This window comes from Phenylobacterium haematophilum (assembly GCF_014196295.1).
Taxonomy (GTDB): Bacteria; Pseudomonadota; Alphaproteobacteria; order Caulobacterales; family Caulobacteraceae; genus Phenylobacterium; species Phenylobacterium haematophilum.
On sequence record NZ_JACIDK010000002.1, the window covers coordinates 818005 to 840717 of the forward strand.

Annotated in this window: 25 protein-coding genes and 1 riboswitch; of the genes, 11 read left to right on the forward strand and 14 right to left on the reverse strand. The window is 69.3% G+C overall.

Translation table 11 applies throughout. The features are described 5' to 3' along the window. Positions 1 to 102 precede the first annotated feature (102 nt). Positions 103 to 1020: a LysR family transcriptional regulator gene (locus GGQ61_RS09990; protein ID WP_183772020.1), complete on the forward strand. Its 918-nt coding sequence runs from the start codon at positions 103 to 105 to the stop codon at positions 1018 to 1020. On the opposite strand, the gene GGQ61_RS09995 is transcribed toward GGQ61_RS09990, so the two are convergent. Beyond that, positions 1017 to 1535, reverse strand: coding sequence for a type III secretion system chaperone family protein (locus GGQ61_RS09995; protein WP_183772022.1), 519 nt, complete (start codon positions 1533 to 1535; stop codon positions 1017 to 1019). The two genes, GGQ61_RS09990 and GGQ61_RS09995, sit on opposite strands and share 4 nt — an antisense overlap. 87 nt (positions 1536 to 1622) lie before the next feature. Between GGQ61_RS09995 and GGQ61_RS10000 the strand changes: the two genes are divergently transcribed. From GGQ61_RS10000 to GGQ61_RS10010, 3 genes are read left to right on the forward strand one after another with little or no spacing between them, the layout of a single operon-like run. After that, positions 1623 to 2054, forward strand: coding sequence for a TIGR02301 family protein (locus tag GGQ61_RS10000; protein WP_183772024.1), 432 nt, complete (start codon positions 1623 to 1625; stop codon positions 2052 to 2054). 29 nt (positions 2055 to 2083) lie between these two features. Next, the gene (locus GGQ61_RS10005; protein WP_183772026.1) at positions 2084 to 3067 is read left to right on the forward strand and encodes an SPFH domain-containing protein; all 984 of its coding nucleotides are present in this window, start codon (positions 2084 to 2086) and stop codon (positions 3065 to 3067) included. A 4-nt stretch (positions 3068 to 3071) separates the two neighbouring features. Then, positions 3072 to 3530, forward strand: a complete 459-nt coding sequence (locus GGQ61_RS10010) for an NfeD family protein (RefSeq protein WP_183772028.1) — start codon at positions 3072 to 3074, stop codon at positions 3528 to 3530. Here GGQ61_RS10010 and GGQ61_RS10015 read toward each other — a convergent pair. The 4 genes from GGQ61_RS10015 to ispH are packed head-to-tail and all read right to left on the reverse strand — an operon-like array spanning position 3490 to position 6433. Further along, on the reverse strand, positions 3490 to 3969 hold the full coding sequence (locus GGQ61_RS10015) for a MarR family winged helix-turn-helix transcriptional regulator (RefSeq protein ID WP_183772030.1): 480 nt from the start codon (positions 3967 to 3969) through the stop codon (positions 3490 to 3492). The genes GGQ61_RS10010 and GGQ61_RS10015 overlap by 41 nt on opposite strands. Positions 3970 to 4024: 55 nt before the next feature. After that, positions 4025 to 4468: a ribonuclease HI gene (gene rnhA / locus GGQ61_RS10020; protein WP_183772032.1), complete on the reverse strand. Its 444-nt coding sequence runs from the start codon at positions 4466 to 4468 to the stop codon at positions 4025 to 4027. Next, on the reverse strand, positions 4465 to 5433 hold the full coding sequence (thrB, locus tag GGQ61_RS10025; protein ID WP_183772034.1) for a homoserine kinase: 969 nt from the start codon (positions 5431 to 5433) through the stop codon (positions 4465 to 4467). The genes rnhA and thrB overlap by 4 nt, the downstream gene beginning before the upstream one ends. Before the next feature lie 34 nt (positions 5434 to 5467). Beyond that, a complete protein-coding gene (gene ispH, locus GGQ61_RS10030; protein WP_183772036.1) occupies positions 5468 to 6433 on the reverse strand; it encodes a 4-hydroxy-3-methylbut-2-enyl diphosphate reductase in 966 nt (321 codons plus the stop codon). A gap of 129 nt (positions 6434 to 6562) precedes the next feature. Here ispH and GGQ61_RS10035 point away from each other — a divergent pair, with 129 nt between their 5' ends. From GGQ61_RS10035 to GGQ61_RS10065, 7 genes are all read left to right on the forward strand, one after another. After that, a complete protein-coding gene (locus GGQ61_RS10035; protein ID WP_183772038.1) occupies positions 6563 to 7246 on the forward strand; it encodes a Tat pathway signal sequence domain protein in 684 nt (227 codons plus the stop codon). After that, on the forward strand, positions 7243 to 9078 hold the full coding sequence (gene argS / locus GGQ61_RS10040; RefSeq protein ID WP_183772040.1) for an arginine--tRNA ligase: 1836 nt from the start codon (positions 7243 to 7245) through the stop codon (positions 9076 to 9078). The genes GGQ61_RS10035 and argS overlap by 4 nt, the downstream gene beginning before the upstream one ends. A gap of 177 nt (positions 9079 to 9255) precedes the next feature. Beyond that, a riboswitch (glycine riboswitch) is annotated at positions 9256 to 9349 on the forward strand. Between the two features lie 157 nt (positions 9350 to 9506). Beyond that, a complete protein-coding gene (gene gcvT / locus GGQ61_RS10045) occupies positions 9507 to 10619 on the forward strand; it encodes a glycine cleavage system aminomethyltransferase GcvT (protein ID WP_183772042.1) in 1113 nt (370 codons plus the stop codon). Between the two features lie 13 nt (positions 10620 to 10632). Continuing rightward, positions 10633 to 10998 (forward strand): glycine cleavage system protein GcvH, encoded by a 366-nt coding sequence (gene gcvH, locus GGQ61_RS10050; protein ID WP_183772044.1) that lies wholly within the window; start codon positions 10633 to 10635, stop codon positions 10996 to 10998. Positions 10999 to 11073: 75 nt separating this feature from the next. After that, positions 11074 to 12417, forward strand: a complete 1344-nt coding sequence (gcvPA, locus tag GGQ61_RS10055; protein WP_183772046.1) for an aminomethyl-transferring glycine dehydrogenase subunit GcvPA — start codon at positions 11074 to 11076, stop codon at positions 12415 to 12417. Then, positions 12417 to 14000, forward strand: coding sequence for an aminomethyl-transferring glycine dehydrogenase subunit GcvPB (gcvPB, locus tag GGQ61_RS10060; RefSeq protein WP_183772048.1), 1584 nt, complete (start codon positions 12417 to 12419; stop codon positions 13998 to 14000). Before gcvPA ends, gcvPB begins: the two co-directional genes overlap by 1 nt. Positions 14001 to 14124: 124 nt before the next feature. After that, positions 14125 to 14523, forward strand: coding sequence for a PGPGW domain-containing protein (locus GGQ61_RS10065; protein WP_343056121.1), 399 nt, complete (start codon positions 14125 to 14127; stop codon positions 14521 to 14523). Positions 14524 to 14534: 11 nt separating this feature from the next. On the opposite strand, the gene GGQ61_RS10070 is transcribed toward GGQ61_RS10065, so the two are convergent. The 9 genes from GGQ61_RS10070 to GGQ61_RS10110 form a co-directional block, all read right to left on the reverse strand. Further along, positions 14535 to 15038, reverse strand: a complete 504-nt coding sequence (locus GGQ61_RS10070) for a F0F1 ATP synthase subunit B (RefSeq protein ID WP_183772050.1) — start codon at positions 15036 to 15038, stop codon at positions 14535 to 14537. Further along, complete coding sequence (locus GGQ61_RS10075) at positions 15038 to 15640, reverse strand: F0F1 ATP synthase subunit B family protein (protein WP_183772052.1); 603 nt, start codon at positions 15638 to 15640, stop codon at positions 15038 to 15040. Before GGQ61_RS10075 ends, GGQ61_RS10070 begins: the two co-directional genes overlap by 1 nt. Before the next feature lie 77 nt (positions 15641 to 15717). After that, on the reverse strand, positions 15718 to 15942 hold the full coding sequence (locus tag GGQ61_RS10080) for a F0F1 ATP synthase subunit C (protein ID WP_183772054.1): 225 nt from the start codon (positions 15940 to 15942) through the stop codon (positions 15718 to 15720). Between the two features lie 52 nt (positions 15943 to 15994). Then, positions 15995 to 16780, reverse strand: coding sequence for a F0F1 ATP synthase subunit A (locus GGQ61_RS10085; protein ID WP_183772056.1), 786 nt, complete (start codon positions 16778 to 16780; stop codon positions 15995 to 15997). Positions 16781 to 16796: 16 nt separating this feature from the next. Further along, complete coding sequence (locus tag GGQ61_RS10090) at positions 16797 to 17147, reverse strand: AtpZ/AtpI family protein (protein WP_183772058.1); 351 nt, start codon at positions 17145 to 17147, stop codon at positions 16797 to 16799. 227 nt (positions 17148 to 17374) lie between these two features. Further along, positions 17375 to 20818, reverse strand: a complete 3444-nt coding sequence (locus GGQ61_RS10095; protein ID WP_183772060.1) for an AAA family ATPase — start codon at positions 20816 to 20818, stop codon at positions 17375 to 17377. Positions 20819 to 20835: 17 nt separating this feature from the next. Then, positions 20836 to 21450: a thioredoxin domain-containing protein gene (locus GGQ61_RS10100; protein WP_183772062.1), complete on the reverse strand. Its 615-nt coding sequence runs from the start codon at positions 21448 to 21450 to the stop codon at positions 20836 to 20838. A 3-nt stretch (positions 21451 to 21453) separates the two neighbouring features. Next, the gene (locus tag GGQ61_RS10105) at positions 21454 to 22071 is read right to left on the reverse strand and encodes a DsbA family protein (protein ID WP_183772064.1); all 618 of its coding nucleotides are present in this window, start codon (positions 22069 to 22071) and stop codon (positions 21454 to 21456) included. 86 nt (positions 22072 to 22157) lie between these two features. Further along, positions 22158 to 22703: a DUF721 domain-containing protein gene (locus GGQ61_RS10110; RefSeq protein WP_183772066.1), complete on the reverse strand. Its 546-nt coding sequence runs from the start codon at positions 22701 to 22703 to the stop codon at positions 22158 to 22160. Positions 22704 to 22713: the final 10 nt, after the last annotated feature.

A 22713-nucleotide genomic window follows, 5' to 3' on the forward strand; every position in this document is an offset into this window, starting at 1 on the left:
CCGGGGGACGGGTTTGCTTGGGCCGTCCGTTCGAGAAAAAGGTAGCGATCCCCCAGGAATTAGAAATAGAAACGATGGAAACAGATTGTTTCCAAAATTGACATGTCAAAGCTTCCTGACTTCGAAGCCTGGGCGATCTTCGCCCGGGTCGCCGAGACCGGTTCGTTCGCCCGCGCGGCCGACGAGCTGGAACTGTCCAAGGCCACCGTCTCCAAGGCCGTCTCCCGCCTGGAAGCGCGTCTGGGCGCCAGCCTGTTCCACCGCACCTCGCGGCGGCTGTCGCTGACCGAAAGCGGCCGCAACGCGCTAGAGCGCGCCAACCGCATCCTGGCCGAGGGCGAGGCGGTCGAGGCGGAGACGGCGGCGCAGTCGGTGATCCCGCGCGGGGTGGTGCGGCTGGCGGCGCCAGTGTCGTTCGGCCTGCTGCACATGGCCGACATCCTGCCCGACTTCCTGGCCCGCTATCCGGAGGTGACGCTCGACGTGAACCTGGCCGACCACAAGGTCGACCTGGTGGCGGAGGGCTATGACCTGGCGGTGCGCATCGCCCAGCTGCAGGACTCCTCGCTGCTGGCGCGCAAGCTCTGCGACATGCGGGTCATGCTGGTCGGGTCGCCGCATTACTTCGAGGCGTTCGGCAAGCCGCAGCATCCGCGCGACCTGCTCCAGCACCGCTGCTTCACCTATGCGAACGTCGAGACGCCGGACCTGTGGCGGTTCGCCAACGCGGCCGGCGAGGAGCAGAGCGTGACGGTGTCCGGACCGATGCGGGTCAACAGTTCCGAGAGCCTCAGCCCTTCGCTGCGGGCCGGGCTCGGGGTGGCGCTGCAGCCGGAGTTCATCTGCTGGCGCGATTTGCAGGACGGGACGCTGGAGACCGCGATGTGCGACTGGCGGCCGCCGAACCCGGCGCTGCATATCGTCAGCCCGCCGGGCCGGCTGCGGCCGGTGCGGGTCAAGGTGCTGATGGACTTCCTGGCCGAACGGCTGGCGGCGGCGCCCTGGCAGACGGGGTTCTAGGCCCCGGGAGTGAACGCCGCAGGATCGCGGTTGAAGCGGCCGAAGGTCGATAGGCAGCCCTGCCAGATCCCCAGGTGCTGCTTCATCTCGGCGGCGTTCGTGCGGGCGCTGAGCATCGCGCCGTACATGACGTTGGCGCGGCCGTCGTCGGTCAGGTAGCCGCGGCAGGCGACCTGGCTGCGGTTGAAGACGTTGATCTGGGCCAGGTTCGCGCCGCGTCGCTCGAAGGCTGTGGAAAAGGCGACCATCCCGCAGGCCTTGCCGTTCGCATCGCAGTCGACGAACTGAGCCCCGAACTTGCCGCCGGGGGTGGCGATGTCCAGCACGACCACGCCGTTATTGGCGCCCAGGACGTTGGCCTTGGCGTCCATCGTGGCCAGCAGCCCGACCAGGGCGGCCGGGTCGCGGGCGTCAAAGGCGCTGCTCGCGGCGGGCTTGGCGGACGGCTTGGCCGGTCCGGCGGCGAGCGCCGGCGCGGCCAGGGCGAGGGCGAGAAGGGCGGCGAGGGCGCGCATGCGGGCGTAGCTCCAGCGTGGACGCGGAGGGCTATCGCCTTCGGCCCATGGGTGACAAGCCGGGGCCTGGGGATTTAAGTGCGGCCTATGCGCCGCGTCCTGCCCATCGTCGTCGCCGTCCTGCTGGCTCCGGTTCCGAGCCTGGCGCAGGAGCGTTCGCCCGAGATGCGCCGGACCCTGGCCGAGCTTAGCCGAGTGCTGGGCGAGAGCCATGCGCTGCGTCAGGCCTGCGAGGGAAACGACGACCAGTACTGGCGCACGCGCATGAACCGCCTGGTCGAAACCGAGGGCGGCGATCCGGAAGCCGAGGCGCGGCTCAAGGACCAATTCAACGCCGGGTTCGCCGAAGGGCGGAGGCTCTATCGCGGTTGCGACGACAGCACCCGGCGGGCGCAGGGGCTCATGGCGGCGCGCGGACGCGAACTGGCGACGACCCTGTCCCATGCCCGGTACCGCAGCGGGGTCATGCAGCCGATGCCTGAAGACGAGGGCGTGACGGCGGAGCCTGAGCCGCGTTAGTGTGACCGCCGTTTCTCGGGGAGGTTGTCATGGAATTGACCGCGGTCGTCGTCCTGCTGATCCTGGCCTTGGTGATCCTGTTCGGGGCCATCAAGATCGTGCCGCAGGGCCGTGAGTTCACGGTGGAGCGCTTCGGCCGCTACACCCGCACCCTGTCGCCGGGCATCAGCTTCCTGACCCCGTTCGTCGAGGGCATCGGACGCAAGGTGAACATGATGGAGCAGGTGCTCGATGTTCCCCGCCAGGAAGTGATCACCAAGGACAACGCCGTGGTCCAGGTGGACGGCATCGTGTTCATCCAGGTGATGGACGCCGCGGCCGCCGCCTATCGGGTCGACAACCTCAACTACGCCATCGCCCAGCTGGCGATGACCAACCTGCGCACCGTGGTCGGCTCCATGGAACTGGACGAGGTGCTGTCGCAGCGCGACCAGATCAACAGCCGCTTGCTGCACGTGATCGACGCGGCGACCAGCCCGTGGGGGGTGAAGGTCGCGCGGATCGAGATCAAGGACCTGCAGCCGCCGCCGGACATCACCAGCGCCATGGCCCGGCAGATGAAGGCCGAGCGCGAACGCCGCGCGGTGATCACCGAGGCCGACGGCGAGAAGGCCGCGGCGATCGCCCGCGCCGAGGGCGCCAAGCAGGCCGCCATCCTGGAGGCCGAGGGCCGCCGCGAAGCGGCTTATCGCGACGCCGAGGCGCGCGAACGCGAGGCTGAGGCCGAGGCCAAGGCGACGGCCATGGTGTCGGAGGCGATCGCCCGCGGCGACGTCAACGCCATCAACTACTTCGTCGCCCAGAAATACGTCGAGGCCTTCGCCAAGCTGGCCGACAGCCCGCAGCAGAAGACGGTGATCGTGCCGGCGGAGATGGGCGCGCTGGTCGGCTCGCTGGCCGGGGTTGGCGAGCTGGTGAAGACCATCCGCACCGACGATCCGCCGCGCCGCCCGGCGCCGGCCTCGGCCCCGCCGCGCGCCGCGCGCGGCGCGGTCCCGCCGACGGGAGCCTGACCCGATGGGATCGCTGGCCGAGTTCTACGGCGCCTACGGCTTCTGGCTGTGGGCCGCGGTCGGGGCCGCGGTGCTGGCGATCGAGATCGCCTTCGGCTCCGGCTGGCTGCTGTGGCCGGCCGCCTGCGCGGCGGTCGTCGCGGTGGTCAGCCTGTTCACCCGCAACGCGGTGGTGGAGATCGGCCTGTTCGCGGTGCTGACCATCGTCACCAGCCTGGCCGCGCGGCGGTTCTGGCCGCGCGACCGCACCCCGACAACCGACATCAACGACAACGTGGCGCGGCTGGTCGGGCATCAGGGCCGGGTCTCGGCCGCCTTCGTGCACGGGGCCGGCCGGGTGCTGATCGACGGCAAGGAGTGGGCGGCCGAATCCGAGGACGGCGTGCAGCTGGAACTGGAATCGATCGTCGAGGTGACCGGCCTCAGCGGCGGCTCGCGGCTCCGGGTGCGGGTCCCGCGCTGACCTCCTCGAGGAAGCGGCGCAGGTTGCGCAGGAAGGGCAGGGCCTGACGGAACTCCGCGTCGGTGAAGCCCTCGCGCAGGAGCTCCATCTTCCACTTCATCTGCTTGAGCACGGTGGCGTGCTGTTCCAACCCCGCGCGGGTCAGGCGCACGCGCTTCTTGCGACCGTCGGCGACGTCGCCCAGCACGCTGACCAGGCCAAGTTCGCCCATCTTCTGCAGGATGTTGGTCACCGCGGCCTTGGAGAGCAGCATGTCGCGGGCCAGTTCGGCCGGCGTCTGGCCGTCGCCGTTGCGCACGAAGTGCTGCAGAAGTTCGAAATGTGCGTAGGTCATGCCGGCCGGCAGGTGCTGCTGCACCGACTGGCGGATCAGGTGCTCGATGACGCCGATCTCGCTGAACACGGCGACGTCAGGACGATCCTGCAGGGTCGGGGCCATGTTTCGGCCTCCTGTTGTTCAAGCCCGAACATGGTTGTCGTTCAGGCCTGAACGGTCAAGCCTTGCGGGCTTGCTCCAGGCCCTTGCGGGCCAGCGCATCGGCGCGCTCGTTCAACTCGTGGCCGGCGTGACCCTTGACCCAGTTCCAGCTGACGTCCTGGCGCGCGCGGGCCGTATCGAGCCGCCGCCAGAGGTCGTCGTTCTTGACCGGCTTGCCGTCGGCCGTCTTCCAGCCGCGCTTCTTCCAGCCGAAGATCCACTCCGAGATGCCCTTCATGACGTACGTGCTGTCGGTGTGGAGCTCGACCTTGCACGGCTTCTTGAGGGCCTCCAGCGCCTGGATGGCGGCCATCAGCTCCATGCGGTTGTTGGTGGTGCCAGGCTCGCCGCCGCAGATCTCCTTGACGTGCGCGCCGGAGATCATCACCGCGCCCCAGCCGCCGGGGCCGGGATTTCCCGAGCAGGCGCCGTCCGTGTAGATCACGACCTGAGGGGTCACAAAGCCTCGCCGAGCAGGACGAGGTCGGGAGCCGAGCGGTGGACGGCCAGCTTACGCTCGTATTCCAGCGGGTCCTTCGGGCGCACCAGCGCGCCGGCCGGGGTGGCGTGCCAGTCGTGCAGCCGGGTCAGAAAGAAGCGCATGGCCGCGCCGTGCGCCAGCACCGGCAGGGCGGCGCGCTCGGCGGGGCTCAGCGGGCGGTGGGCCTCGTAGCCGGCCAGCATGGCGCGGGCGCTGGTGATGTTGAAGCTGCCGTCGGCCTCGAAGCACCAGGCGTTCAGCGCCACGGCGATGTCGTAGGCCAGGGCGTCGTTGCAGGCGAAGTAGAAGTCGATGGTCCCGGCGAACTTGCCGCCCGGATGGAAGAAGACGTTGTCGGGGAAGTAGTCGGCGTGGATCACCCCGCCCGGCAGGTCCTGAGGCCAGGCCGCGGCGATGCGCGCGAGATCAGCGTCGATGACGGCGGCCAGGCCCGGCTTCAGCGCTTCGGCCTGCGCCTTCAGCCCTTCGAACATCGGCGCCCAGGCGGCTTGGCCGAGGTCGTTGGCGCGGGTCAGGGCAAAGCCGTCGGCCGCCAGATGCAGGCGGGCCAGGCCCTCGCCGGCCTCGCGGCAGTGGGCGGCGCTCGGGCGGCGGACCGACAGGCCCGGCAGGAACGAGAAGATCGCACAGGGCTTGCCGCGAACGCGCTTCAGCGCCTCGCCGGCCTTGTCGATCATTGGCGTGGCCGAGGGATAGTCGTGCTGGGCCAGCCAGCGGGTCAGGCCGAGGAAGAACGGCAACTCGTCCTCGCGCACCCGCTTTTCGTAGACGGTGAGGATGAACTTCCCGGTCTCGGTCTCGAGGAGGAAGTTCGAGTTCTCGACGCCTTCGGCGATGCCCTTGAACGACAGGGGCGCGCCGAGGTCGAAGTCGGATAGGAGCGCGTTCAGCTCCTCGTCGGTGATGTCGGTGTAAACGGCCATGCTGGCGCGGAAGTGCGGGAGCGCGGGCCGCGCGTCAAGCGTCCGCTGTCAGCTTGCGCGGCAGCTTGAAGCTCACCGTCTCGCGCACGGTGTCGACTTCCTCGACGGTGACGTCGAAGGCTTCGCCCAGGCGGTCGATCAGGCCCTGGACCAGCAGTTCCGGCGCCGAGGCCCCGGCGGTGACGCCGACCGTCGAGACGCCATCGAGCCAGGCCAGGTCCAGGCCTCGGGCGTCGTCGATCAGATAGGCGCCCTTGGCCCCCGAGCGCTTGCCGACCTCGACGAGCCGCACCGAGTTCGAGGAGTTGGCAGAGCCAAGCACCAGCAGCACCTCGGCGCGGGCCGAGATCGCCTTCACCGCCTCCTGGCGGTTGGTGGTGGCGTAGCAGATATCTTCCTTGTGCGGGGCGGCGATGTCCGGGAACCGCTCGCGCAGGGCCGCGACGATCTCGGCGGTGTCGTCGACCGACAGTGTGGTCTGGGTTGCGAAGGCGACATTGGCCGGGTCGATCGGATTGAAGGCGCGGGCGTCCTCGACCGTCTCGATCAGCTTCACCACGCCGTCGGGCAACTGGCCCATGGTGCCGACGACCTCGGGATGGCCGGCGTGGCCGATGAGCACGATCTCCTTGCCGGCGTCATAATGGCGCTGGGCCTCGACGTGGACCTTGGACACCAGCGGGCAGGTGGCGTCGAGATAGAGCATCTGGCGGCCCTTGGCCTCGGCCGGCACCGACTTGGGCACGCCGTGGGCGGAGAACACCACCGGGCGGTCGGTCGGGCACTCAGACAGCTCCTCGACGAAGACCGCGCCGAGATTCTTCAGGCGCTCGACCACGTGGCGGTTGTGAACGATCTCGTGGCGCACATAGACCGGGGCCCCGTACTTCTCGATGGCGCGCTCGACGATCTGGATGGCGCGGTCGACGCCGGCGCAGAAGCCGCGCGGCGTGGCCAGCAGGACCGTCAGCGGAGGGCGAGGGCGGGGCTCTTGCAACATGCCGGCAGGTTAGGCGTTCAAGGGCGTGTCCGCCAGCCGCGTTGCGGCCTCAATCGATAGCCATTAGTAGGGACGATGCACGCACCGCCCGCAGAGGCGGCGCGCCCCTCTGGCTTTTGGACGTCCTTGATGCGCCGCTCCCTTATGCTGCTTGCCGCCGGCCTGATCGTGGCCGGGTCCACGGTTCCCGAGCTGGCGCTCGCCCAACGCCGCGGCAATGATGAACAACGCCAGCAGGAAGAGGCGGCCAAGAAGCGCAAGCGCGATTCGGAATGGAGCGACATCCAGGCGCCGCTGCCGCAGCTGCGTAACGCCGGCCCCTGCCCCTATGTGAAGGTGCTCTACGACGCCGCCCGCTACGTCGAATTCAAGGACAACCGCGAGGCGTCCTCGGCGGTCGGGTATTCCGGCGAGATCCAGGGCATTTCGGCCGGGTGCCAGTACAAGGACGAAGAGCCGATCCAGGTGAAGATGGAAATCCTCTTCGAACTGGGCAAAGGCCCGCAGGCCGAAGGGGCGTCGAAGAACTATCGCTACTGGGTCGCGGTGACCCAGCGCGGCCAGTCGGTGATCGCCAAGGAATACTTCGATCTGCCGATCACCTTCCCGGCCGGTCAGGATCGCGTCTACGCCACCGAAACGATCAATCAGATCACCATTCCGCGCGCCACCATGACCACCAGCGGCGCGAACTTCGAAGTGCTGGTCGGGTTCGACGTCACGCCGCAGATGGCGGCCTTCAACCGTGACGGCAAGCGCTTCCGGCTTAACGCCGGGGCCGCCGTCGCCGGGAACACCAACGAAAACAAATGAGCGACCTGAAAAGGGGCCTGAGCGAAGCGGTCGCCGCCGCTTTCGCCGCGGCGGGACTGCCGGCCGAACTCGGCCGGGTGACGCCGTCTGACCGGCCCGATCTGGCGGACTTCCAGTGCAATGGGGCCTTGCCCGCAGCCAAGGTGGCCAAGCGCGACCCACGTGAGATCGCCGCCGAGGTGGTGGCGAACCTGACCGGCGACCCGCGCCTGGCTTCGGTCGAGGCTGCAGGCCTTGGCTTCATCAACATGCGCGTCAGCGACGCCGCCCTCTCGGCCCGCGCCGCCGAGATCGCCGCCGACCCGCGCCTGGGCGCGCAGACGGTGGAGACCGCGCGCAAGGTGATGATCGACTATGGCGGGCCGAACGTGGCCAAGCCGATGCACGTCGGCCACCTGCGCTCGTCGATCATCGGCGAATCGCTGAAGCGCATCTACCGGTTCCGCGGCGACACGGTGCTGGGCGACGCCCACTTCGGCGACTGGGGCTACCAGATGGGCCTGTTGATCGGCGCGGTCACCGACGAGGACGCGCAGGTCGCCAAGGCGGTCGAGGACCTGAACGCCAAGGGCGCGGTCAGCGACGCCGACGAGGCCGCCGCCTTCGCCCTGTTCGACGAGAAGGTCAGCCTGGCCGACCTCGACCGGCTCTATCCGCTGGCCGCGGCGCGCGGGAAGTCCGAGCCGGACTATCGCGACCGGGCCCGCAAGCTGACCGCCGAACTTCAGGCGCGGCGCGCCGGTTACTTCCTGCTGTGGCGCCATTTCGCCAAGGTGACCAAGGTCGCTCTCGAGCGTGACTTCCACGCCCTGGGTGTCGATTTCGACCTCTGGAAGGGCGAGAGCGACGTCGACGAGCTGATCAAGCCGATGGTTGAGGACCTCGAGGCCAAGGGCCTGCTGGTCGAGGACCAGGGCGCGCGCATCGTGCATGTCGCCGGTCCGAACGAGACCAAGAAGAAGAAGCTGCCGGACGGCTCGGTGGTCGTGGTTCCGAGCCCCGACCCGCTGCTGGTGGTCTCCTCGGAAGGCTCGGCCATGTACGGCACGACCGACCTGGCGACGATCCTCGACCGCAAGCAGACCTTCGGTCCCGACCACGTGCTCTACGCCGTGGACCAGCGCCAGGCCGACCACTTCGAGATCGTGTTCCGCGCCGCCTATCTGGCCGGCTACGCGGAGAAGGGCAGCCTGGAGCATGTCGGCTTCGGCACGATGAACGGGACCGACGGCAAGCCGTTCAAGACCCGCGAAGGCGGCGTCCTGAAGCTGAACGACATGATCGTCATGACCCGCGACAAGGCGCGCGAGCGCCTGCATGAGGCGGGCCTGGGCGCCGAGCTCGACCCCGACACCTTCGAGGACACCGCCCACAAGGTGGCGGTCGCGGCGCTGAAGTTCGCCGACCTGCAGAACTTCCGCGGCACGTCCTACGTCTTCGACCTGGACCGCTTCTCGAGCTTTGAGGGCAAGACCGGGCCGTACCTGCTGTACCAGGCGGTGCGGGTGAAGTCGGTGCTGCGCAAGGCGCAGGCCGAGGGCGCCGCGCCGGGGCCGATCGTGGTCGCCGAACCGGCCGAGCGCGACCTGGTGCTGCTGCTCGACGCCTACGACCAGGCGCTGATCGACGCCTACGACAAGAAGGCCCCGAACTTCGTGGCCGAGCACGCCTACAAGCTGGCCCAGGCGTTCTCGAAGTTCTATGCGGCCTGCCCGATCCTCAGCGCCGAACCGGCGGTGAAGGCCTCGCGTCTGGCCCTGGCCGAGACAACCCTGCGTCAGCTGGAGCAAGCGCTGGACCTGCTGGGCATCGCCGCCACCGACCGGATGTAGGACGCTTCGCCTGGGGCGCTCAGCGTCCCAGGCCCGCACCGTACTTGGCGGATTGCATCGTGGGCGGAGCCGCAGCATGGGGGCCTGCCCTGCGACGCCCGCGCGCAGATCGTCACAAGCGCTCGGCTGGCGGCGCGTGGCGCATTGACTCCCCTTCGGCGATCGAAGAGTTATGCGGCGACTCTCGCGGGAGAGATCGGACCTTTCGGGGTCCGGAGCCGAAGGCGCAACCGCCCCGGAAACGCTCAGGCAAAAGGACCGCGCGAGCTGATGAACGCTGGAAAGTAGCGCCGGGCGACCGGAGCTCGCCGAAGGAGCAAGGGACCGCGTGGTCCTGAAATCTCTCAGGCTCAGGGACAGCGGGGGCGCGAACGTCGCGAGGGCATGACCCTGACGCGCGCTCGCGATGTCATCAGCCGGAGTCCGCCGTGTCCGACGAGACCTTGAAGACCACCCCGCTCAACGCCGCGCACATCGCTGCGGGCGCCCGCATGGTTCCGTTCGCCGGCTACTCCATGCCGGTGCAGTACAAGGACGGGGTGCTGAAGGAACACCTCTGGACCCGTGAGAACGCCGGCCTGTTCGACGTCTCGCACATGGGCCAGGCCCGCCTGCGCGGGGTCTCGCCGCTGTCGGCCTTCGAGGAGGTCACGCCTGGCGACTTCATCGGCCTGAAGCCCGGCAAGCAGCGCTACTCGGTGCTGCTGAACAAGAAGGGCGGCATCATTGACGACCTGATGGCCGCGCGTCCGGACGATGACGGCCTGTTCGTGGTGGTCAACGGCGCCTGCAAGGACAACGACTTCAAGGTCATCGACGACGAACTGGCCGGCCAGGTGCGCATCGAGCGTCTGGAGGACCGCGCGCTGCTGGCGCTGCAGGGTCCGAAGGCCGCTGCGGTGCTGGCCGAGCATGCCCCGGACGCCGCGGGCATGGTGTTCATGGACGCGCGGGCGATGACCGCCTTTGGGACCGACGCCATCGTCTCGCGCTCGGGCTACACCGGCGAGGACGGCTACGAATTCTCGATCCCCGCCTCGGAGGCCGAGCGGGTCTGGAACACCCTGCTGGCCGACGAGCGCGTGAAGCCCATCGGCCTGGGCGCGCGCGACAGCCTGCGCCTGGAGGCCGGTCTGCCGCTCTACGGCCACGACGTCGATGAGACGGTGAGCCCGGTCGAAGCCGACCTGGCGTTCTCGGTCTCCAAGAAGCGTCGCGATGCGCGCGACTTCCCGGGAGCGGCCCGCATCGCCAAGGAGCTGGCCGAGGGCGTCAGCCGCAAGCGCGTCGGTCTGGTTGTTCTGGAAGGCGCCCCGGCCCGCGAGGGCGCGGAGATCGCCGACGAGGCCGGCGCCGTGATCGGCGTCGTCACCTCGGGCGGGTTCTCGCCGAGCCTCGGCAAGCCCATCGCCATGGGCTTCGTGCCGCCGGCCCATGCCGAACCCGGTTCGAAGCTGAAAGTCATTGTTAGGGGCAAGGCCCAGGCCGCAGAGGTCGTCGCCATGCCCTTCATTCCCCATCGCTACGTTCGCAAGCTCTGAGAGGGCCCTCCCAATGCGTTTCACCAAGGATCACGAGTGGGTCGTCGTCGAGGGCGACGTGGCCACCATCGGCATCACCGCCTACGCCGCCGAGCAACTGGGCGACGTCGTGTTCGTCGAGGTCCCGGAAGCGGGCAAGACCGTGAAGGCCGGCGACAACCTGGCCGTGGTCGAGAGCGTCAAGGCCGCCTCAGACGTCTACGCCCCGGTCTCGGGCGAGGTCGTCGAGGGCAACGCCGCGCTGGGCGACGCGCCGGAGACAGTCAACGACCAGCCGGAAGGCCTGGGCTGGTTCGCCAAGGTCAAGCTGGCCAACCCGGCCGAGGTCGAGGCGCTGATGGACCGCGACGCCTACGAAGCCTTCCTGGGCACGCTGTAATCAACACCGCCGACCCCGGCGCAGGCCGGGGCCCATGCCGACGCGCCGCTCGCAGGAGCGGGGAGTGACGACACCATGAGATACCTGCCCCTTTCCCCGGCCGACCGCGCGCAGATGCTGGCGACCATCGGCGCGGCGTCGATCGACGACCTGTTCGTCGATGTGCCGCAGGCGGCCCGCAAGGCCGACCTGTTCGACCTGCCGCTGCACGCCGGCGAACTGGAGGTCGAGCGCGAGCTGGCCGGCCTGGCGGCGATGAACCGCCCGGCGGGGGCGGGGCCGTTCTTCTGCGGGGCGGGGGCCTACAAGCACCATGTCCCGGCGACGGTGGATCACATCATCCAGCGCTCGGAGTTCCTGACCAGCTACACGCCGTACCAGCCGGAAATCGCGCAGGGCACGCTGCAGGTGCTGTTCGAGTTCCAGACCCAGGTCGCGGCCCTGACGGGGCTCGATGTGGCCAACGCCTCGATGTACGACGGCTCCACGGCCTGCGCCGAGGCGGTCATGATGGCCCAGCGCGTCACCCGCCGGAAGAAGGCGGTGCTGTCGGGCGGCCTGCATCCGCACTATGCGGCGACCACGCAGACCATCGCTCATGCCGAGGGCATGGACATCGTGCGCCAGGCCGCGGCGATCGACGCCGAAGCCGCCGTGCTCGACGCGATCGACAGCGACACCGCCGCGGTGGTGGTGCAGACCCCGAACGTCTTCGGCGTGGTCACCGACGTGAGCAAGATCGCGCAGGCGGCCCACGCGGCCGGCGCCCTGTTGATCGTGGTGACGACGGAAGCGGTCTCCTACGGCCTGCTGAAGTCGCCGGGCGAGATGGGCGCCGACATCGCCGTGGCCGAGGGCCAGTCGATCGGCAACGGCCTGAACTTCGGCGGCCCCTATGTCGGCCTCTTCGCCTGTCGCGAAAAGCTGGTGCGGCAGATGCCGGGCCGCCTGTGCGGCGAAACGGTCGACGCCGAGGGCCGGCGCGGCTTCGTGCTGACGCTCTCGACCCGCGAGCAGCACATCCGCCGCGAGAAGGCGACGTCGAACATCTGCACCAACTCGGGGCTCTGCGCCCTGGCCTTCACCATCCACCTGTCGCTGCTGGGCGAGACGGGGCTGCGCCAGCTGGCCGCCCTGAACCACGCCAAGGCCCGCGAGCTGCGCGACGCCCTGGCGGCCGTGCCGGGCGTGGAGGTGCTGACCCCGCGGTTCTTCAACGAGTTCGCGATCCGCCTGAAGGGCGATGCGGCCGCCGCGGTCGAGGCCCTGCTGGCCGACGGCGTCGTCGCCGGCGTGCCGTTCTCGCGGCTCGACCCGGCCGCCGGTATGGACGACGTCCTGCTGGTCGCCGCGACCGAGACCACCACCACCCAGGACATCCAGACCTTCGCCCAGGCGCTCGCCGGGAGGACCGCGTAATGACCATGCAGAACGTTGGACGTCCGACCCGTCCGGAAGGCGCCGCCGAAGCGACCGGCCACACCTCGCTGACCGGGGGCCGCGGCCTGCTGCAGGACGAGGCGCTGATCTTCGAACTCGGCGGCTGGGACAAGACCGGCGTCGACCTGGCCCCGGCGTCGCAGGACGCCTCGGACCTCGGCGACCTGGTGCGGGCTGCGCCGATCGGCCTGCCGGGCCTGTCCGAGCCGGAGGCGATGCGCCACTATGTGCGCCTGTCTCAGAAGAACCACGCGATCGACCTGGCGCTCTATCCGCTGGGCTCGTGCACGATGAAGCACAATCCGCGCCTGAACGAGAAGATGGCGCGCCTGGCCGGCTTCGCCGACCTGCACCCGCTGGCTCCGCAGGCCACGGTCCAGGGCGCGCTGGCGCTGATGGACCGCCTGGCCCACTGGCTGAAGACCCTGACCGGCATGCCTGCAGTGGCGCTGTCGCCGAAGGCCGGCGCGCACGGCGAGCTCTGCGGGCTGCTGGCCATCAAGGCGGCGCACGAGGCGAACGGGCAGGGGCATCGCCGAACCGTTCTGGTCCCGACCTCGGCCCACGGCACCAACCCGGCCACCGCCGCCTTCGTCGGCTACTCGGTGGTCGAGATCGCCCAGACCGAGGACGGCCGCGTCGACACCGCGGATCTCGCCGCCAAGCTGTCGCCCGACGTGGCGGCGATCATGGTCACCAACCCCAACACCTGCGGCCTGTTCGAACGCGACATCCTGGAGATCTCGCGCCTGACCCACGAGGCCGGGGCCTACTTCTACTGCGACGGCGCCAACTTCAACGCCATCGTCGGTCGGGTGCGTCCGGGCGACCTGGGCGTCGACGCCATGCACATCAACCTGCACAAGACCTTCTCGACGCCGCATGGCGGCGGCGGGCCGGGCGCCGGTCCGGTGGTGCTGTCGCAGGCCCTGGCGGCCTTCGCGCCGGCCCCCTGGGTGGTGTCGGACGCAGACGGCTTCAAGCTGGTCGAGGAGACCGTTGAGGAAGCCGCCCAGGGCTTTGGCCGCATGAGCGCCTTCCACGGCCAGATGGGCATGTTCGTCCGCGCCTACGCCTACATGGTCAGCCACGGGACCGACGGCCTGCGCCAGGTCGCCGAGGACGCGGTCCTGAACGCCAACTACATCAAGGCGCGGCTGTCGCCGGTGATGAGCCCGGCTTTCCCGGAAGGCCCGTGCATGCACGAGGCGCTGTTCGACGACGCCTGGCTGGACGGCACCGGTGTTACCACGCTCGACTTCGCCAAGGCGATGATCGACGAGGGCTTCCACCCGATGACCATGTACTTCCCGCTGGTCGTCCACGGGGCGATGCTGATCGAGCCGACCGAGACTGAACCCAAGCACGAGCTGGACCGGTTCTGCGAGGCGCTGACCGCCCTGGCCCACGCGGCCAAGGCCGGCGACGCCGAGCGCTTCAAGGGGGCCCCCTACCTGGCCCCGCTACGCCGCCTGGACGAGACTCTGGCCGCCCGCAAGCCGCGTCTGACGTGGCGGCCCGAGGCTCAAGGTGTGTCTCCGGCGCCGCTCGCGGCTGAATAGCCACAAGTGGACGAAATTTAACCGCAGGGTCGCCTTTACGAGTCCTAGATACGTTCTCATATCGCAGGACGCCCGACCGCTGGTCCTCCCCAGTTCGGCGCGCGGGCTCAATCCAGGTTTGAACGTGTCACTCGCCATGCCCAGCGTGCGCGGCAATCGCGCCACCGACGACGTCACCCGCGATCTCGCGGGTCGACTCGTGCGCTTCGGCCTAGTCGTCGTCGGCGGGCTGATCGTCGTCGCCGGAATCCTCATCGCGCCTCTGCCGGGCCCGGGCGGGATCCCGGTGATCGTCGTCGGGTTGATGGTGATCCTGCGGAACTCGTTCAAGGCGCGGCGGCAGTTCGTCCGCCTGCATCATGCGCACCCCCGGATGATCTCGCCGATCCGGCGGCTGCTGCGGCGGGACCCGCAAATCCTGAAGATGTCCTGGCATCAGGCTTTGAAGATCGAGCGTCTTCTGGCGCCTAAGGGCCTTCGCTTCATGGTTCGCAGCCGGCGCCTTTTCAGACGCCGGCGCTAAACCGTTAGTTCCTACTGGAGCTTGGAGCCCAGCTGGCTGATCGCACGGTCGACCAGCGGATCAGTCTTCGCGCCCGACAGGCGCTTGGTCAGCACCACCTCGGCGGCCTGAGCGGCCAGGTCGGCGGCGGCGGCCTTCACCTCAGCCGCGGCTTGCGCCTCGGCGTTGGCGATCTTGCGCTCGGCGAGCTGCTGACGGCGAGCCAGGCTCTCCTCCAGCTTCGCCTTGGCTTCGGCCTCGTAGCGACGGGCTTCTTCCTGAGCGGTGGCGAGCATGTCCTTGGCTTGCGCCTCGGCTTCTGCACGCTCGGCCTTCAGTTGGGTCAGCAGGCGCTGAGCTTCCTCGCGGATGCGGGCGGCCTCGTCCAGGTCGGCCTGGATCTTGGCGGCCTTGGCGTCCAGGGCGGCGTTGATGGCCTTCGGGGCCTTGGCCACGAAGATCACGATGCCGAGGAAGATCAGCAGGCCGACGCCGACCCAGAACTCCGCGTTGGCGGGATTAAGGAAAGCGGGCATCAGGCGGCTCCTTGAACGCGAGCGGCGAGCGCCGCGTCGATCTCGGCCGCGGTCACCTTCTGACCCGTCAGCTTCTCGACCATGGCCTGGGCCGTCTCGCCGGCGATGCCGCGGACGTTGGACATGGCCTGGTCGCGCAGGCCGCGGATGCGGGCCTCGGCCTCATCCATCTGGGCCTGAAGACGGGCGTCTTCGGCCTTCTGGCTGGCGGCGAGTTCAGCAGCGGCCTTGGCCTTGGCTTCGACGGCGAGGCCGCGCGCGCGAGCGCGGGCTTCATCGATCTCGGCCTGGGCGGCCTTGGCTTGCGCCTCGGCTTCAGCCTGGACGCTGCGGGCCTGGGTCACCGCGTCGGCGATGGTCGCCGCGCGGGTGTCCTGGATCTTGCGGAGCCGAGGAATGAAGACCTTGGCCAGCAGGATGTAGAGGACAGCGAAGATGAGGAAGAGCCAGACGATCTGGCCGCCCCAATGTTCGAACTCGAACTGGGGCAGGCCACCTCCGCTCTCGCCGCCGCCATGGGCGGCGACTTCCGTCACGCCGTCCGGAGCGTGAGCCCCGTGTTCGGCGGCGACGGCCTCGTGGGATGTGGTCTCGGCGGCCATAAGGCTTAGGCGTCCTTATAAACGCAGGTCAGGGCGCGACGATGACGACGCGCCCCTCGGGACCTGCGGATCTGGCTTTAGGAGAACAGGATGAGCAGGCCGAGCACGAAGGCCAGAATGCCCAGAGCTTCGGTCAGAGCCGCGCCGAGGATGAGGTTGGTGAACTGGCCGCCGGCGGCCGACGGGTTGCGCGTGGCGCCCGCCAGGAAGTGGCCGAAGATGGTGCCCACGCCGATGCCGGCGCCGATCATGCCCAGGGTAGCGAGGCCAGCGCCGATGAACTTAGCGGCTTCAGCGTCCATAGTTTTCAGTCCCGTTTGAAAGTTGAAGAGGGTTGTTGAGTGCGACGGCCGATCAGTGGTGATGGCCGAGGTTGACCACGTCGTTGAGATAGACGCAGGCCAGAACCGCGAAGACGAACGCCTGCAGGAAGGCGACCAGGAACTCGAGGGCCGTCAGAGCGACGACGCCGCCCAGCGAGAGAGCCGCCGCAACATAGGCGAGGGAGGCGACGCCGCCGGTGGCGGCCAGAGCGCCCAGCGAGATGATGAAGCCGGCGAAGACCTTCATGGCCACGTGGCCGCCCAGCATGTTGCCGAACAGACGAAGGGCGAGAGTCACCGGACGCAGCAGGAAGGACAGAATCTCGATCGGGGTGACCAGGATCAGCATGTACCAGGGGATGCCGGACGGGACGAACAGCTTGTACATGTTCGCGCCGTTGCGCAGGACGCCGTAGATGATGACGATCAGCATGGTCATCACCGCGAGCGAGGCGGTCACCGCCAGCTGCGAGGTGGCCGTGAAGACCAGGAACATGCCCAGCATGTTCATCATCAGGATGAACATGAACAGGGTCAGGATGTAGGGGAAGAACTTGCGCCCTTCGTGGCCGATGATCCCGGTCACGAGGTCGTCGATGTAGCTGAACATCCCCTCGCCGATGACCTGCAGCCGGCCCGGCACGACCGCGGCCTTGGCGGTGGTCACGGCGAAGAACAGGATCACCAGGGTCGCGGCCGCCAACATGGCGACAGTCGAATTGGTGATCGACATGTCGATCGCGCCGACGCCCGGCAGAGTGAACGAAGGCAGATCCACGACCTTGTGGATCTCGAACTGATGCATCGGGTCGGCCATGCCGCCTCGAACTCCCTCAATCGTCCTCGTCGTCGGGGGGGAGGTCCTGAACGGGTCCCCACTCCCTCGCCGCTTCGGCGCTCATGCGCTGGGCCGAACGAACGGCCATCCAAATAGAAACCCCGAAGCCCACCAGGACCCCGATGATCATCCCCCAAGGCGCCGTCTTCAGAACGACGTCCGCCCCAGCTCCGAAGCCCAGCCCCACAAAGACGCCGCCTATCAGCACGCCCATGAGGCGATAGCCGTAGCCGGCGGCCTTGGAACCGTAGTCGCGCACGACCGGGGTAGTGCGCTGTTCAAGCGCCGCAGCCCTTTCGTCGAGGCGCTTAATAGCCTCGTCGCGCGAATTGTCCGGATGCGGCATGCGTCGGGCGGCCTTTTGGAACCACGACGTCGCCCGCCGCGGCCGGGGCTTCAAGTCGCGCGGAACCTATAGGCGCGGGTGCGGTGCGTCAAGGCTGGGGTTGTGCGATTTAGCGCGTTGTAATTGCTTGGGAAAATGGCGTCGCGACAACTCGTCCACCGCCTGCGGCGCTTGCTTGTCGGGAACTGGCGTTAGCTACGGCGCAGATTCCCTTGAGGAACCTAGGCTTACTGCGCCGCCATGGCCTCCGCCTGGCGCAGATCGACGGAGACCAACTGAGAGACGCCGCGCTCGGCCATGGTCACGCCGAACAGCCGGTCCATGCGGGCCATGGTCACCGGGTTGTGGGTGATGGTGATGAACCGGGTCTCGGTGCGGCGGCGCATCTCGTCGAGCAGATTGCAGTAACGGTCGACATTGGCGTCGTCGAGCGGGGCGTCGACCTCGTCGAGCACGCAGATCGGCGCGGGCTGTGCGAGGAACACCCCGAAGATCAGGGCGCAGGCGGTCAGCGCCTGCTCGCCGCCGCTCATCAGGCTCATGGTTGAAAGCCGCTTGCCGGGCGGGCAGGCGTAGATCTCCAGGCCGGCCTCCAGCGGATCGTCGGACTCGACCAGCCGCAGCTCGGCCTGGCCGCCCTGGAACAGGGCCTGGAAGAGCGTCTTGAAGTGCTCGTTGATGACCTCGAACGCAGCGAGAAGCCGCTCGCGGCCTTCGCCGTTCAGTTCGTCGATGCCCTGGCGCAGCTTGGCGATGGCGCCGGTCAAGTCGGTGCGCTCGCTCATCATGGTCTCAAGGCGGGCGGCGTGCTCGCCAGCTTCCTCCTCGGCGCGCAGGTTCACCGCGCCGATCGAGTCGCGCTGCCGCTCCAGGGCGTAGAGGTGGGCCTCCATGCCGCCGGCGTCGGTCGGAATGGCGACAGCTTCTTCAGCCAGCTGGCGAGCGAGCTGCTCGGGCTCGACGCGCGCCGTCTCGCGGATCTGGGTCGTAATCTCTGTCAGGCGCTCAATCGCCGCCTCCAGCTTGGCGGCCAGCGAGGCGCGCAGCTCGCGGGCCTCGCCGGCGGCGGCTTCGGCCGCGCGCAGGGCGCGGTCGGCCTCGGTGCGGGCGCCCTCGGCCTGGGCCAGAGCGTCGGAGGACTGGGCGCGGCGAGCTTCGGCGGCGGCCAGTTCGTCCAGCAGCTTGCCGAGCCGCTCCTGGTGGGAGGAAGGGGCCTCCAGCGCCTTGTCGAGATTGGCTTGCACCTTGGCGCGCCCCTCGGCGAGGTCTTCGAGACGGCGGGCGGCGGTCTTGCCGCGACGGCTCCAGTCGTCGCTGTCGCGCTTGAGGTTTTCGTGGCGGCGCGCGCGGCCGTCGCGTTCGCGCACTTCCAGTTCGAGGGCCGAGCGCGCGGCCGACGCAGCCTCGCGCGCCGGGCCGGCGGCGGCGCGGGCGGCGGCCAGGCGTTCGACCAGATCCCCGGCCTCGCCCTGGCTCGAGGTTTCCGCGACGGCGGTGGCCAGGATCTGCTCGGCGTCGGCGAGCTCGGCCTCGAAGCGGCCGATCATGTCGTCGAGCGACTGGGCCTGAGCTTCGCGTCGGGTGGCCTCGCGGTCGAGCTTTTCGAGGACGCCGCGCGCGATGGTGACCTTCTGTTCGGCGGTGGGCGGTTCGCGGCGGGCGTTGCGGACGGCGTCTTCTGCGGCGCGGACCCGGGCCGATGCGGCGGCCAGCGCCTCCTTGGCGACGGCGGCGCGCGGCGAGATCGCTTCGATCTCGGTCTCGACCTCGGCCAGCCGGGTCTTCTGTTCCATGCGGATGGCGGCGGGCTTGGGCGCGTCGGCGCGGGCGACGAAGCCGTCCCAGCGCCAGAGGTCGCCTTCCTTGGAGACCAGCCGCGCGCCGGTCGGCAGTAATGCCTGCAGGCGGTCGCCGTCTTCGCGGGCGACAACGGCGATGTGCGCCAGGCGGGCGGCCAGAGCTTCGGGCGCCTTCACCTTGGCGGCCAGCGGTTCGACGCCGGGCGGCCAGGCGGCCGGTGCGGCCTCGCCGCCGCCCCAATAGGCCGGGGCCTTGGGATCGAGGGCCGCGTCGAGGTCGTCGCCGAGCGCGGCGGCGACCGCGCGCTCGTAGCCGCGAGCCGGCACGACCGAGTCGAGGGCCGGGGCGAAGCCGGCGCGGCGCTGCTGAGCGACGATCTGGGCCAGGGCGCGGGCCTCGGCGGTGAGCCGCCCGAGGTGTTCGTCCTGCTTGCGGGCGGCCTCGCGGGCTTCGGTCTCGGCGGCGGCGGCCTTGCCGCGTTCGTCCTCGGCGGTCTCCAGCGCGGCGCGGACGGCGGTCAGCGCGGCCTGGGCGCGTTCCAGCTCGACGCGGGCTTCTTCGATTTGCGGCGTGACGGCGGGACCGAGCTGGGCGCGCTCGCCCTTGGCCTGGTCGAGGGCGCGGCGGGTGCGCGAGACGCGGTTCTGGGCCTCGTCGACGCGGGCGGCGCCAGCGCGGCGGCGGGCCTCGTCGGCGGCGGCCTGGGCGGCCAGCTCCTCTACCGCCTTGTCGGCGGCGATGCGGGCCTCGTCGGCGGCGCGGGCGGCGGCTTCCAACTCCGGCACGCGCTCGGGGGCGGCCGCGATGGCGGCTTCCAGCGCCTCCAGGTCCTCGACCATACGCGCCAGGGCGGCCTGGGCGTCGTGGGCGATCTGAGTCTCGCGGGCGCGGTCGCCGTCGATGCGGGTCAAATCGCCGGTCAGGCGCTCGACCTCGGCGGCCAGGGCCTCGCCTTCGCGTTCCAGCCGGTCCTTGTCGATGGCCAGGCGGTGCAGGATCGCCGCGGCGATGGTCTCGGCCTCGCGCAGCGGCTTGATCGCCTCTTCGGCCTGGGCGGCGCGGGTGGTGGCGGCGGCGGCCTCGCGGGTGTTGGTTTCGACGGCGACCGCGGCGGCGGCGGCCTCCTCGCGCAGGCGCACGGCGGCGTCGCGGGCTTCGGACCAGCGGGCGAACAGCACCGCGCCTTGCAGGGCCCGGATCTCGGCTGAGAGTTTCTTGTAGCGCTCTGCCTGGCGGGCCTCGCGGCGCAGGCGGTTGAGCGCGGTCTCCAGTTCGCGGGAGACGTCGTCGAGCCGGGCGAGGTTGGTCTCGGCCGCGCGCAGCCGCAGCTCGGCCTCGTGCCGGCGCGAATGCAGGCCCGAGACGCCGGCGGCTTCTTCCAGGATCAGGCGGCGGTTCTGCGGCTTGGCGGCGATCAATTCGGAGATCTGCCCCTGGCGCACCAGGGCCGGAGAGTTAGAGCCGGTCGAGGCGTCGGCGAACAGCAGCTGGACGTCGCGGGCGCGCACTTCGCGGCCGTTGATCTTGTAGGTCGAGCCTGCGCCCTTATCGATCCGTCGTACGACCTCTAGCACCGGGGCGTCGTTGAAGGCCGGCGGGGCGCGGCGGTCGGCGTTGTCGATGGTGAGGACAACTTCGGCGTGGTTGCGCGAGGCGCGGTTCCCGGAGCCGGCGAAAATGACGTCGTCCATGCCGCCGGCGCGCATCGCCTTGGCGGAATTGGCCCCCATCACCCAGCGCAGAGCCTCCAGCAGGTTCGACTTGCCGCAGCCGTTCGGTCCCACGATGCCCGTGACTCCGGGCTCGATCCGAAACTCAGTCGGATCGACGAAGGATTTGAAGCCGGAGAGTCGGAGCCTCTGAAAATGCACGGGCCGGGGGCGCCTCCCTACCGCTTGGAGGCCGCGGCGACCGCCGCGTCGAGTTCGGCGGCGGTCATCTCGCCTTCCTTCACCTTCTTGCCGTTGAAGACGAAGGTGGGGGTGCCCGAGATCTCGCCCTGCTTGGCGTTGCGCGCGACGCGGGCGTTGAGCGCTTCGAGCGCGCTTTCGTCGGAGAGGCAGGCTTCGAACTGGGCTTCGCTCATGCCGCCTGCCTTGGCCGCGCCGACCAGCACGGCGCGCGCGTCGCCGGTCTTGACCATCTCGTCATGGCCGCGGAACACCGCGTCGACGACGGTGAAGTACTTGTCCTTACCGGCGCAGCGGGCGGTGATGAAGCCGGCCGCGGCGACCTGGGCCGGCGGAGTCAGGATCTCTCGCAGGGTGTAGTGGACCTTGCCGGTGTCGATGTACTTCTTCTTGAAGGCCGGAAAGACCTGGTTGTTGAAGGTTGCGCAGTGGCTGCAGCTGAGCGAGGCGTACTCGACCAGCTTCACCTTGGCCTTCGGATCGCCCAGCGTCATGTCGTCAGGCAGGGCCGCCGGCGCGGCCAGGGCCGAACCGGCGCACAGCGCTAGCGCCCCGAAGGCGGCGACGGCGATGCGGCGGTTCGGCTGGCGCATGGCTTACTTCGAGGCCTCGGCGACGGCCGCGTCGAGCTCGGCCATGGTCATCTCGCCTTCCTTGACCTTCTTGCCGTTGACGATGAACGACGGCGTGGCGGTGATCTTGTCGACCTTGATGGCCTTTTCGACGCGCTCGTTCAGGGCCTTCAGCGCCGCTTCGTCGGTGATGCAGGCGTTGAACTTCTCTTCGGTCATGCCGGCCGACTGGGCCGTGCGCAGCAGGATCCCGCGCATGTCGCCGGTGGTGAACATCTCCTGCTGAGCATGGAAGATGGCGTCGGTGACCTGGAAGTACTTGTCCTTGCCGGCGCAGCGCGCGGTCAGGAAGCCGGCGGCGGCGACCTCGTTCGGCGGCGTCAGGAATTCCTTGAAGGTGTAATGCACCTTGCCGGTGTCGATGTACTTCTTCTTGAACTCGGGGAAGACCTCGTTGTTGAACTTGCCGCAGTGGCTGCAGGTCAGCGAGGCGTACTCAACGATCTTCACCTTGGCGTTCGGATCGCCCAGGGTCATGTCGGCGGTGTCGACGGACCCGGCGCCGCCGCTCTTGGAGCAGCCGGCCAGCGCGAGCGCGCCCAAGGCCGCAACGACGAGAAGACGACGGTTGAAGTTCGGCATTTGCACCTCTGCGGAAGTCCGAATGAAAGATTAAAGCGCGATTCCCGGCTCGTGGAACGTGGGCTCCGGGGCAAAGTCAACCGGGCTCAGCCGGCGCCTCGCCGCATAACGCCCCGACCCAACCTGAGCAATGCGGCTTTCAGGGGGCCGTCGGGCGCGTTCTCCAGCGACTTGGCGAGTTCGGCCTCGCGGGCGGCGTCCAGCGGAGCGGCGCGCTTGCGCGCGGTCTTGGGCTCCGCCGCCGCGGCGGTGCGCAAGGGGCCCTGTACGATGCGCAGCTTGTTCACCGCCCCCTCGCCGAGGAACAGGTTTACCCGCGAGACAATCTCATGCGCCTGATGCTGGATCAGGGCGGCCGAGGCGCCGGCGACGCGGATCTCCAGCGCGCCCGGTCCGCCGCCGCGCGGCTTGGTCAGCTTCACCGGCTCGGTGCGCTTGGCCAGTTCGACGCCGACGATCTCGCGCCAGCGGGCCTGCAGCGCGCCGGGCCCCTGGCCGTACTTGGCGTCGAGTTCCTTGAGCAGCTTGGAGAGACCTCGCCCGGCGACCGGCGGCGGCCGGCGCTGCGGCCGCGTGCGCTTGCGCGCCAGGATCTCGGCGGCTTCGGCGGGAGTGGGCAAGGGACGGGGCATCGGCCGGCAC